General features: G+C 34.5%; 11 protein-coding genes. 5 read left to right on the top strand and 6 right to left on the bottom strand.

The genetic code is table 11. From position 1 onward, the window contains the following. The first annotated feature begins 79 nt into the window (after window positions 1–79). The 3 genes from DRF65_RS15575 (at window position 80) to DRF65_RS15565 (ending at window position 3,750) form a co-directional block, all read left to right on the top strand. A complete protein-coding gene (locus DRF65_RS15575; protein WP_115971690.1) occupies window positions 80–841 on the top strand; it encodes a hypothetical protein in 762 nt (253 codons plus the stop codon). A gap of 87 nt (window positions 842–928) precedes the next feature. Then, a complete protein-coding gene (gene uvrC / locus DRF65_RS15570) occupies window positions 929–2,722 on the top strand; it encodes an excinuclease ABC subunit UvrC (protein ID WP_115971689.1) in 1,794 nt (597 codons plus the stop codon). A gap of 248 nt (window positions 2,723–2,970) precedes the next feature. Next, a complete protein-coding gene (locus DRF65_RS15565) occupies window positions 2,971–3,750 on the top strand; it encodes a GEVED domain-containing protein (protein WP_115971688.1) in 780 nt (259 codons plus the stop codon). Window positions 3,751–4,113: 363 nt separating this feature from the next. Here the strand turns inward: DRF65_RS15565 and DRF65_RS15560 are convergent, their stop codons facing one another. Genes DRF65_RS15560 through DRF65_RS15550 form a run of 3 tightly spaced genes read right to left on the bottom strand, consistent with a single transcriptional unit; the run spans window position 4,114 to window position 6,807 of the window. Further along, a complete protein-coding gene (locus DRF65_RS15560) occupies window positions 4,114–4,824 on the bottom strand; it encodes a hypothetical protein (protein WP_115971687.1) in 711 nt (236 codons plus the stop codon). Between the two features lie 9 nt (window positions 4,825–4,833). Then, window positions 4,834–5,916 (bottom strand): putative type IX sorting system protein PorV2, encoded by a 1,083-nt coding sequence (locus DRF65_RS15555; protein WP_115971686.1) that lies wholly within the window; start codon window positions 5,914–5,916, stop codon window positions 4,834–4,836. 12 nt (window positions 5,917–5,928) lie between these two features. Further along, a complete protein-coding gene (locus DRF65_RS15550; RefSeq protein WP_115971685.1) occupies window positions 5,929–6,807 on the bottom strand; it encodes a DMT family transporter in 879 nt (292 codons plus the stop codon). A 197-nt stretch (window positions 6,808–7,004) separates the two neighbouring features. On the opposite strand from DRF65_RS15550, the gene DRF65_RS15545 reads away from it, so the two are divergent. Further along, entirely contained in the window at window positions 7,005–7,526 is a 522-nt protein-coding gene (locus tag DRF65_RS15545) for a GNAT family N-acetyltransferase (RefSeq protein ID WP_115971684.1), read from the top strand. Window positions 7,527–7,810: 284 nt separating this feature from the next. After that, window positions 7,811–9,439: an acyl-CoA carboxylase subunit beta gene (locus tag DRF65_RS15540; RefSeq protein ID WP_115971683.1), complete on the top strand. Its 1,629-nt coding sequence runs from the start codon at window positions 7,811–7,813 to the stop codon at window positions 9,437–9,439. A gap of 84 nt (window positions 9,440–9,523) precedes the next feature. Here the strand turns inward: DRF65_RS15540 and DRF65_RS15535 are convergent, their stop codons facing one another. From DRF65_RS15535 to DRF65_RS28280, 3 genes are read right to left on the bottom strand one after another with little or no spacing between them, the layout of a single operon-like run. Further along, on the bottom strand, window positions 9,524–10,963 hold the full coding sequence (locus tag DRF65_RS15535; protein ID WP_115971682.1) for an AAA family ATPase: 1,440 nt from the start codon (window positions 10,961–10,963) through the stop codon (window positions 9,524–9,526). Between the two features lie 57 nt (window positions 10,964–11,020). Beyond that, window positions 11,021–12,139 carry a vWA domain-containing protein gene (locus DRF65_RS15530; RefSeq protein ID WP_115971681.1) on the bottom strand — a complete coding sequence of 373 codons (1,119 nt, stop codon included), beginning with the start codon at window positions 12,137–12,139 and terminating at the stop codon, window positions 11,021–11,023. Between the two features lie 40 nt (window positions 12,140–12,179). Further along, the gene (locus DRF65_RS28280) at window positions 12,180–12,461 is read right to left on the bottom strand and encodes a hypothetical protein (protein ID WP_123947363.1); all 282 of its coding nucleotides are present in this window, start codon (window positions 12,459–12,461) and stop codon (window positions 12,180–12,182) included. Window positions 12,462–12,696 lie beyond the last annotated feature (235 nt).

Genomic DNA, 12,696 nt, shown 5'->3' with positions numbered 1-12,696 from the left:
AATCTCACTGTTATATATTTTTATTTAAAGTAGTGAATTAATTTGTTATTTTTACTCCCGAAATTAAAAACTATAATACATGAGACTGAAAACTTTACTGTTTGCATTATGCGTTGCAGGAACCACTTCCTTCGCCCAGAAAATAAAATATTCGAAGGAAGACATCAAAAAAATGGAGACTTACCTTTTCAATGAAGGATTTAATGCTCCTTCTCCTAAGAAAACATCCACTATTATTCTCAAAGACGGTAGTTCACACAAAGGATTCTGTAATAAAATTGAAACAAAAAAGGGACAGATTTACGAAGTAGCTATTAAAGACAGTATTACAAAGAAAACAGCCAATTTCAATGCAGACCAGATCGGTGAAATGTATGTGTATCCAAGCAATGCAGAAAAAATAATGAAAGTTTCACGGTATATGGGCAATATCAGAAATTATAGCACAAAGAAACTTACGAAGAGAACCAACAATGACAGGATATATTTTGTCAACCAAACCGTTTCTTTGAAAAATAAAAAGGATGACAAAGAATTCCTGATGCAGGTAATTAATCCTGATTTCGATAATATCATTTCTGTATATCATGATCCGAGAGCCAAAGAAACAGGCGGATTTTCTGTAATGGGAAGCCCTCAACTAGGCGGTGGCGTTATCAAATCTTATTATGTAAAGAAAGGAGATAAAGTAATGTGGCTTCATAAGGATGATTTTGAAGATAATTATGATTTTCTTTTCGGGGATAATAAAGAATTCATGAAACTCTATCCTAAAAATTCGGTTGAATGGGATTACTTCAGCTTTCTGGTAAATGCTTATACTGATATGAGTAACGGATAAATAGTATTCAATATAAAATTTAAAAACCTGTAGTGTATTCTGCAGGTTTTCTTCTTTTTAAACAGAAAGAATCCTTAATTTTGTTACATGAATCCTTCTTTAGAATTACAGCTCAAAACTTTACCTTCGGAACCTGGTGTTTATCGTTACTATGATAAAAACGAACAGCTATTGTATGTAGGAAAAGCTAAAAACTTAAAGAAGAGGGTTCTTTCTTACTTCAATAAAAATCTTTCAGGATATAGGATCAAAATTATGGTCAGTAAGATCCAACGCTTGGAAACAACCATTGTAAACAGTGAATATGATGCTCTTTTGTTGGAAAATAACCTGATCAAAGAACATCAGCCATTTTACAATGTCATGCTGAAAGATGACAAGACTTATCCTTGGATCTGTATTAAAAATGAAGATTTCCCCCGGATTTTTCTAACCAGAAATAAGATTAAAGATGGTTCCGAATATTATGGCCCTTATGCTAAGGTACGTCCTGCAAAAATATTACTGGACACAATCAAACATATCTATAAACTCAGAACCTGTAACCTGAATCTTTCTCCTGCTAAAATTGCAGATGGCAAGTATAAAGTCTGCCTGGAGTATCATATTAAAAACTGTGAAGGACCTTGCGAAGACCTTGAAAGCAAGGAAGAATATGATGAAAAGATAGATGCCATCCGCGGAATTGTAAAAGGGGATTTCCGGAAAGCAAAAGAATATCTGGTGAACCAGATGATGAAACTGGCCTCCGATCTTCAGTTTGAAGATGCTCAGATCATTAAAGAAAGGCTGGATATTCTGGAAGATTATCAGGCTAAAAACACTGTAGTAAATCCAAACATTGATGATGTGGATGTCTTTGGTATGACCAGTGATGAAGCGGCTGCTTATGTTAATTTCTTTAAAATCAGAAACGGAAATATCATTCAGAGCTTTACAACGGAGATCAAAAAGATCCTTGAAGAGTCTGATGAGGATATTATGGAAGAAGCTTTAATCGAAATCCGCCAGAAATTCGGATCTGATTCAAAAGAAGTTCTTCTCCCTTTCCACTTGTCTGTAGAAATTCCTAATGTGAAGCTGATTGTTCCTAAAGTTGGAGATAAAAAAAGAATTGTAGAGCTTTCTGAAAAAAATGCAAAGGAATATCGTCTGGAAAAATTAAAACAGGTTCAGATTATTGATCCGGAAAGGCATACCAACAGAATTATGGCTGAAATGCAGAAACTTCTCAGAATGCCTGTAGAGCCACGCCATATTGAAGGGTTTGATAATTCGAATATCCAGGGAACCAATCCTGTTTCTGCCTGTGTAGTTTTTAAAGACGGTAAACCCAGCAAAGCAGATTATAGAATTTTTCACCCTAAAACTGTAGAAGGGCCCAATGACTTTGCTACAATGGAGGAAGTAATCTACCGCCGGTATAAAAGAATGCTGGATGAAGGAGAAAGTCTTCCGCAACTGATCCTTATTGATGGTGGGAAGGGACAATTATCCTCTGCAGTTAAAAGTCTTAGATTATTGGGATTATACGGAAAAATTACCATAGTAGGAATTGCTAAAAGGCTTGAAGAGATTTTCTTCCCGGAAGATCCTATTCCATTATATCTTGATAAAAAGTCTGAAACGTTAAAAATCCTGCAAAGAGTGCGGGATGAAGCCCACCGTTTTGGAGTAAAACATCACAGAACAAGAAGAAAAAACTCCACTATAAAATCTGAATTGGAGGAGATTCCGGGAGTTGGTGAAAAAACGATTGAACTTCTGTTATCAAAATTGAAATCTGTTAAAAGAATAAAAGAATCTAATCTGGAAACTTTGGAAGAAATTCTTGGAAAAAGCAAAGCTAAAGTCATCTGGGAATTTTTCAATTCAAATTAATATTTTCCAAACATCAATCACTTATTACTAAAAACCAACCCATTAATTGGGTCATTTTTATTCTAAACAAGCAAAAAGATTAGAAAATAAAATCCAAGATAAATTAGAATATTAAAAAAACTGTTAACAAAATTAGATTTTTTTAACAAAAAGCTCGCGTAAAATGATAAATGCAATTCAATAAATTCACATAATAGTGATTTAATATCTTTTTTCTTACATTTGGTATTAATTAAAAAATCACAATTATGAAAACACACTTATTCTCTGCAATTCTATTTGCATACCTTTTATTGGGCTTCAGTTTTGTCAATGGACAAACATATTGTAATCCAACTTATACTAGTGGATGTGGAGACTGGAAAGTAACTAAAGTAACAATCCCACAAGCTAATTTCAATGACTCGTCTTTTACAGGAGATTGTACTACTTTAAGAAATAAGACTTCTACTATTATTAACATGAATCCAAACACTACTTACGGTATAAATGTTAGTACGACGGGTTGGGTTTCTTGTGGAATGGCAATAGACTTCAATCAAAATGGCAATTTTGATGACACTGGCGAAGTATTATTTATGCCAGACTATATTGCAATACCACAGCCTACTTATAGTGGTACCTTTTCAATTCCGTCATTAAGCCCGGGAAATTACAGAATGAGAATATGGAATCGTTTAGCCAATTCCGGAGATGGAAACCCTACTCAATCACCTTGTGGTACTTATGGTTTTGGAAATTGGGTCGATTACACTGTAACTATTACACAGACTCTTTCTACAAAGGAAATATCTTTATCAGAAACCAAAATTTACCCTAATCCGGTTTCCGATGTCCTGACTATTGAAGACACTCAGACTATACAATCAGTTGAAATTTATGATTTCAGCGGTAAACTTATAAAAAATGATTTTTTATTGAATAAAAAAAATGTCTCCATTAAACTTTCAAATCTAATCCCAGGTACTTACACAGCTAAAATAAAGAACACCAAAGGATCGCAGGTTTTTAAATTCATAAAAAAATAAAAGTATCCAATTTCTAATAAGGGAAGACCGTTTCACTAGTTGAAATGGTCTTTTTAAATTACTAGTAGCATTGATTAAGATGGTTTACTATATGTTGAATCTTATTATCTCAAAATAAGACAACATAACACTAAAGCACCATAAATACAGGAAATAACAAAATCGTAAACATAAATTAATAAAATATTAATTATAAATTAACATTATTTATAATATTTTTCATAAATTAGTACAAACTAACAAAAACTATACATAAGAATTTGTTTACTAACTCATTTAAAGAAAACACATCATCATATATGAACATAAAAGAGGCTGTCTCAAAAGAGATAGCCTTTTTTAAATAAATGTATTATATTATATTTATTTTCTCGTGAAAACTTCTTTAGTATATCTTCCGTCAGCCTTAGGTATATCAATTACAATATTTCCATTTTCAAAATATCCAATTGTTACTGTAGTCGTATTATCAGAAAGCTTTACGATAAATACATCTTTTTTTGATGTAGTTTTAAAAATAGCAAATGGTAAAGCGCTGCCTGATTTAGCCAGAATAAACTGATTGTCATCAATCTGTATCTTCTGTACTTCTACTTTCCCATTAGAATAATTATCCGCAGCTGAAACAACTGAAGGGGTTGATTCTTGAGCTGCAATCTGAACAGGATTAGATGGGCCAACGCTTATTAAAGCTTGCTTTAGAGCATCTGCCAATCCCTCTTGAAACTCTTTTATATCCGAACTTCCTTTAGACTCAAAAAGCACCTTATTGTTGCAATCTTTAAACTCAATCTTTAATTTATTTGTAAAAAAACTTTTAATAGCCTGCACGTCTGCATTCAGTACATTACAGGAATTGTCCTTAGCTTCCCATGGCCATTGCTCTTTACTGGTAGATAAAATTGTATACTTTTTACTTTTTAATGCTTTTGCTAAAGCAGCTTCCAAACCATAACTATCTCCTTTGAAACTTGTAAATTTATCAGGAATAGATACATATTTATAATCTGAAACATTCTGTCCGAAAACAGCCGTTGAGCAAATTGCCAACATCAATATCGATAATTTTTTCATACCTTCATTTTAATCATTTCTGAATGCTCCCATATCCAGTTTAAGCGAGAAGAAATTGGAATAGAAATTAGATCCGCCAATACCTGAATTTGTAATTGCATAGTCCAGGGTTAGCCCTCTATATTTGATCCCGATCCCCGCACTTGGCTGGAAAGAAACTTTTCTTTTTAAATCTTCTATATCTGTAATAGATTGGAACCTATTGATCCCCAATCTCACAAAAATCATTTTCTGATAGCCTAATTCAGCTCCGGCATAAGGGCTGATACTTGCAAAATCACTTGAAATAAGAGAAGCCGTCTTAGCAAAATCTACATTAAGCCCAGCTTCCGGCAATACATAAAGACTGCTGTTGATTTCAAATAATTTACTTGCTCCTACATTAAGTTTAGGCATCGTAAGTTCCATCTTATCTTTAGGTGCAGGGTTGAATTCCTCTCCATTCACAACAGTTGATAATTCTTTCTGGTTAATACTCCAAAAGTTAACTGTAGTTGTGATATCTCTTACCATTCCTCCAAACTTCCAGCCGTTTTCACCTTTATAAATTGCTCCCACGTCAAACCCAAAACCATATCCACTGGCAAATTTCCCTACATTTCTATAGACAATTTTAGCATTCACCCCTACATCAAGGTTTGGATTTCCTCCAGGGTGGAATGCATATGAAAGTATTGCTGCATAATCAGACTGGGAGAATTTTGTGATTTTATCATAATCAATATTCCCTTCCGCATCAATCATCTGGGTTGTATTCAAAATATTATCTACCCCAAGCCTCACTACTGAAACTCCAAAAACGCCTTCTTCCATGACCCTTGCGTAAGCTAAATAATCGTATTTGGCTATAGACTCAAAGTATTCAGCGTGCATTGCAGCTCCCTGCCAGTCTTTATCTATAGACATCAAACCTGCTGGGTTCCACATAGGAGAGTACACATCATCCTGGTTGGATATTACAGCTCCACCCATTGCCAGTCCTCGGGCACCCGCTCCGATATTTAAGAATTCATTGGAATACTTCCTGATAATCTGAGATTGAGACAGCCCATAGAGCAGTGAAAATGCAAGTAAAAAATATTTTTTCATCATTTAATATTGATGCTAGTTAAAGTTTTTAGTTTTTCTGGACTTTATTAATCCATTTGCAATGATTGCCAGTATCATAACTCCTGAGGCAATATAAAATATCGGGCTCATATGTTCTGATTCCCCAAAGATAAAAAAAGCTAGTATAATTCCGTAAACCGGTTCTAAATTAACTGTTAAAATTAGAGTAAAAGGTGAAATGTATTTCATTAAATTCACTGATTCCAGCATCGGAAATGCAGTAAAAACACTGGCCAACAAACATATTAACGCCATATCACGATAGTTTATTTCATTCATTTGAAAAATTTGCCCTGAAAACAAATAAAATAACATTAAAATAAACCAACCACAGAATATTTCATAAAATATAATATTCCCGGAACTTGTTTTCCCAAACATTTTGCCATTAAAAACAGAAAATATTGTCCCAAAAATAGCGCAGAAAACACCATAGATAATCCCTTCCTTATATTGAAATTCTGTTTTAAAGATCAATAGAATGCAAGACACAATAACCACTCCCATCACCACTTCTGAAATATCAATCTTCCTTTTAAAAATAACAGGCTCCAAAATAGAAGCAAAAAGCGTAGATAATGAAAGACAGCTTAAAGCAATAGAAACATTGGAAACCTTGATGGAATAAAAGAAACAATACCAATGGAGCGCCATAGCAAACCCAATCGCCGCCAGTTGAAAGAATATTTTTTTGGAAACCTTAATACTTTCTTTTTTATATATCCTGATGAATACGAAAAGAAAGACAGCAGCAAACAACATTCTGTAAAATACAAGGATCTGAGCATTGGCATGAATCAGTTTTCCTAAAATTGCAGTGAAGCCCCATAAAAATACGATTAAGTGCAATCTGAAAAGCGCTAATTTATGCATGTCCTATCTTCTTTAAAATTTTAACAGGCAAATTTACAAATAGGCTTTTATAAATCTCATAAAAAATATAAATTTAAAGTAATAAAAAAATGATAAATAAAGTTTTTAATAGTTTTTCTGCCTAACACATGATGTATTCTATTAACTTTCCAGAAAAACAGATGAAAAAACAATACAGTTTCTTTTAACCTTACAATATGATATTAAATCCAGATATTAAAATCAAAACAAAGCATTTAACATTACAGCCTGTTGATGACTCATATATTGATGACATTTCAGAACATTTTACCACAGAGGTGACCAGATATATGCCCTTCAATCCGCAAGGTGACAGGGGAGAAATAATCAACTTTGTGAATGAATCAAAAAGAACCTTATTACAAAATACGGATCTGGTAATGGTTGCTCTGGATTCAAATGGAGATTTTACTGGATGTTGTGGTATCCATAATATTACAGAGGAATCCATTGAGCTGGGATTATGGTTAAAAAAGAGTTCTCAGGGAAAAGGACTGGGAACCGAAATCATCATAAGCCTCATTGAATTTCTTGAACAGAATTTTACGTTTAAATATATTTTGTATCCTGTAGATGAAGAAAATACAGCCAGCAGAAAAATTCCTGAAAAACTAGGATTTATTCCAGCTAAAAAATACAGGAAATATAAAAATCCATCCACCGACCTTACTATTGTAGAATATAGAAAATATTATTAGTAATTATTGATCTGTAATAAAAAAAACCCTGAAAATTTGTTAAACTTTCAGGGCCTTCAAATAATAAACTATTAAAAAAATAAACTAGGAACTGAGTATTTTTCAGAGGTTATCACCCTCTGTTACTCTTATGTAAAGTTAGAAAAAATATAAATTATTTAAAAATATTTTTCTGTTAAAAATTTCACAATTTACTAATAACCAAAGTATTAAACATGTGTTTTACTTCCTGTTCGTATTCCTCATAAAAATAGTATCTTTAAGCGTAAAAAATTGAAAATTCTATGGACATCGAATTCAACAAACGAGAAGATCAGAACAGATTAAAATTATCAGAGATAAATCGCTTGCTTGCCGAGATCAAAAAAGGAGGCGGTGAAAAGAGGCTTCAGAAGCTTCGTGAGGAAGGAAAAATGACCGCAAGAGAAAGAGTAGACTATCTTCTTGATAAAGATTCTGATTCCATAGAAATTGGGGCATTTGCAGGCTATGAAATGTATGAAGAGCATGGCGGCTGTCCTAGTGGAGGTGTTGTAATCGTTATGGGTTATGTTTCCGGAAGGCAATGTATGGTAGTAGCCAATGATGCCTCTGTAAAAGCAGGTGCCTGGTTTCCTATCACAGGAAAGAAAAACCTGAGAGCTCAGGAAATTGCCATGGAAAATAAACTTCCGATCATCTATCTGGTAGACTCTGCAGGAGTTTATCTTCCGATGCAGGACGAAATTTTTCCTGATAAAGAACATTTTGGAAGAATTTTCAGAAATAATGCTAAAATGAGCGCTATGGGAATCATCCAGATTTCGGCGGTAATGGGCAGTTGTGTAGCAGGAGGAGCCTATTTGCCTATTATGAGTGATGAAGCTATGATTGTGGATAAAACAGGTTCTATTTTCCTTGCAGGAAGCTATCTTGTAAAAGCTGCTATTGGAGAAAGCATTGATAATGAAACATTGGGCGGAGCTACTACCCACTGCTCTATTTCGGGAGTCACCGATTATAAAGCTAAAGATGATAAAGATGCTTTGGACAGAATCAAAAATATCATGAAATCTATCGGAAGTACTGAAAAAGCAGGCTTCGACAGAATAGAAAGTTTTCCACCAAAGGAAAACCCTGATAATATCTTCGGAATTATGCCGTTTTCCAGAGCAGAGCAGTATGATACGTATGAAATCATCAAATGCATTGTAGATAATTCTGAATATGAAGAATATAAACCAGATTACGGTAAAAGTATCATTTGTGCTACTGCAAGAGTAGACGGCTGGTCTGTAGGAATTGTAGCCAATCAGAGAAAACTGGTAAAGAGTGGTAAAGGAGAGATGCAGTTTGGAGGAGTAATTTATTCTGATTCTGCAGATAAAGCAACCCGGTTTATTGCTAACTGCAATCAAAGAAAGATTCCTTTAATCTTCTTACAGGATGTTACCGGTTTCATGGTGGGTTCCAAGTCAGAACATGGCGGAATTATCAAAGATGGGGCAAAAATGGTGAATGCTGTTGCCAATTCTGTAGTTCCTAAGTTCACGATCATTACTGGAAATTCTTACGGAGCAGGAAACTATGCAATGTGTGGAAAAGCGTATGATCCTAGACTGATTGTAGCATGGCCCTGGGCTGATCTGGCAGTAATGGGAGGAACACAGGCTGCTAAAGTACTGGCCCAGATTCAGGAATCTACCTTAAAAAAACAAGGGAAAGAAATTTCTGAAGAAGAACATAATAATATATTGGATACCATTTCAAAAAAATATCAGAAACAAACTGAATCTACCTATGCAGCAGCCAGATTATGGACTGATGCTATTATCAACCCAACAGACACCAGAAAATGGATTTCTATGGGAATAGAAGCAGCTAATCACTCTCCTATTACAGAAAAATTTAATCTGGGAGTTATTCAGGTTTGATAATTAATTTGATTAAAAATATAAAAAGATGTGGAAGTAATTTCCACATCTTTTTGTTTGTATGCTGTTTAAGTTTTAGAAATTTTAAGAAAAGAAAACTCCCGTTCTGAATCTTTCTCTATTCAGCCTTTTGTTTACTGCCAATCCCCAAAGAATAAACTCTTTTAAGAATAAAACATCTTCCGGCTGAGTATCTGGCTGATATTTTTCAATAATCTGATCAAGAGGATAAATTCTGTTAAGAGATTTTGCGTAGGCTTCATCCGAAGATTCATCTGTAATTTCCAAAAATCCATCGTCCTCCAAAAACCACTCTGTAATCTGGCTAAACGGCCCATCAATATTCTTTTTCTCTAGTTTCTCCACTTTCGGGAAATAGGAGGTAAATAAAGTTCTGATTGCATTATCAATTAATAACTGAGCCACCGCTTCCGATCCTTCCTGCTCACCTTCATAAACCAATTCCACTTTTCCAGTAATCGCAGGAATTATTCCCACAAAATCACTTAATCTTACCGAAGTTGCTTCGTCATCTGTCAGTAAAGACCTGCGTTCCGCTGTACTCAATAAATTCTCGAAAGCTGTAATACTCATACGGGCACTTACTCCACTTTTTGAATCTACATATTCGCTCTCGCGAGCTTCAAAACCAATCTGCTCCAAAAGATCCTTCGCTAAAGAAGGAACATATACTCCATTTTTCTGACGACTGTCTAAACTGGATTCATAATTGGTAATTTCTCTTGCAATATTGATATTTTCAGGATAATGCGTCAAAATCTGCGATCCTATACGATCTTTCAGTGGAGTAACAATACTTCCTCTGTTGGTATAATCTTCAGGATTTGCAGTGAAAACAAATTGTATATCCAAAGGCATTCTTACCTTAAATCCACGAATCTGCACATCGCCTTCCTGCAAAATATTAAACAGAGAAACCTGAATTCTCGCCTGAAGATCCGGCAATTCATTAATTACAAAAATACAACGGTTTGCGCGTGGGATCATCCCAAAGTGAATCACACGGTCATCTGCATAAGAAAGTTTAAGATTGGCAGCTTTAATAGGATCTACATCTCCGATCAGATCGGCAACAGTCACATCCGGAGTAGCCAATTTTTCGAAAAATCTCTCATCACGGTGAAGCCATTCTATTGGAGTATTATCACCTTCCTTTTCAATTAATTCTTTAGCATAACGGGAAATCGGATTCATTGGATCATCATTAATCTCACTTCCTTCAATAAAAGGAATCCATTCATCCAGTAAAGAGGTCATCATTCTTGCCAGCCTGGTTTTCGCCTGCCCCCTCAATCCTAATAAATTAATATTATGTCGGCTTAGAATAGCATGTTCCAATTGAGGAATAACTGTATTTTCATATCCGAAAATTCCCTCAAATACAGATTCTTTATTACGAATTTTAGTTTTTAAATTATCTCTTAATTCGTCTTTTATATTTTTTGATATATATCCTGATGCTCTTAATGAACCCAGTGTTTTTATGTTTGGCTTTTCAGTCATTTTATTTAAAATCTGATTTATAAACTTTGAAATATATTTTTAATGAATAATTATTTTCTAGCGGATTCTTTTCTTACGATTCGTCTCATAATCCTCAAAAATCATATGTCCTAATCCATTGAGTCCTGTATAAAAAGCCTTCCCTTGATTGGCTTCTGTAAATTCACTCACGAAACGCTGTAAATAAGGGTCCTGCGCAATCATAAAAGTAGTAATGGGAATATGGAGCCTTCTTGCCTGGGATGCCATATTATAACATTTCTGAACAACATATTCATCCAAACCATAAGAATTCATGTAATAAGTACCATCCGCCTGACGAATACAACTTGGTTTTCCGTCGGTAATCATGAAAATCTGTTTGTTGGTATTTCTTTTCCTACGCAAGATATCCATTGCCAATTGAAGCCCTGCCACTGTATTTGTATGATAAGGGCCAACCTGCAGATAAGGCAGATCCTGAATTTTAACAGGCCATGCATCGTCTCCAAAAACAATGATATCCAGAGTATCTTTCGGATAACGTGTGGTAATAAGTTCGGCAAGTGCCATTGCCACTTTTTTAGCAGGAGTGATACGGTCTTCTCCATACAATATCATACTGTGGCTGATGTCAATCATCAAAACGGTGCTCATCTGTGATTGATGAATACTGTCATCTATAATTAAATCATTCTCAGTAAGATGAAAATCTCCGATTCCGTTATTGATTTGAGCATTCTTAAGACTTTCCGTAATAGAAATTTTCTCTACCGGATCACCAAAATTATAATTACGAAATTCCCCCGTTGTATCTTCTCCCGTTCCGCTCTTATTGGTTTTATGATTACCGTTACTACTTTTACCAATGTTTCCGAATATTTGATTAAGTGCTTGTTTACGGATATTCTGTTCCATTTTCGCGTTCAGGCGAATTCCATTTCCACCATTAGGATCAACTTCATCCCGGATATATCCTTTCTTTTTAAGATCCTCAATAAAATTGTCAATAGTGTATTCCGGAGTAGTAAGCTGATATTCTTCATCCAGCATTCGAAGCCAGTCAATGGCTTCATCAAAATCTCCTGAAGTGTGGGTTAGTAAATCTGTAAAAATTTCCAGTAACCTATCAAATACAGACAGTTCCGGTGCTTTGTAAGTTTCAAATCTGAACCCTCTCACAATATGCTCTTTCATATAATAAAGTTACAACATAAATAAAAAGGCTTTAAGAGATTTAGTCTATTGCAATTTTTGTGAATAGAAATAATCTTAACTTAATTTCAAATACATTCCAGGAGCTTAATCCTGCTATCCACTCATACTCCTCGCGCCTTTCTATCCCAACACTTAAGCCCTGCTCTCCCACTCCTGCTGTGGGGTAACCGTTACTATCAGGGCTAGGAAGAGCAATAGATAATAAATATATGCCTGTGAAGCTGATTGTAAGATTATTGATTGATAATGGGTAGTAGTGATGAATATTTGTATGATACTTTAGATTGTCAGTACTACTCACTATTTGTTATTCCGTAGGGATCCTTACAGAATGACAAAATACGGTAAGACAAACGAGTCCAATGATATCAGAAATAGAACTTGATAAAATAAAGGATGGAAGGATAAGAGTATAAAAATAATGCCAATGTAAAGAGAAAATAAGCATCAGGGATTCTACAGGCTCAGCATTCAATAGAAACGGGCTTTAGCCAAAACATAGATACTAGATAATATTCAATACTTATTGCTTATCA

The sequence above is a fragment of the Chryseobacterium pennae genome (assembly GCF_003385515.1).
Classification (GTDB): Bacteria; Bacteroidota; Bacteroidia; order Flavobacteriales; family Weeksellaceae; genus Chryseobacterium; species Chryseobacterium pennae.
The sequence above is the reverse complement of the archived record's forward strand: the minus strand, read 5'-3'. Positions and strand labels throughout refer to the sequence as shown.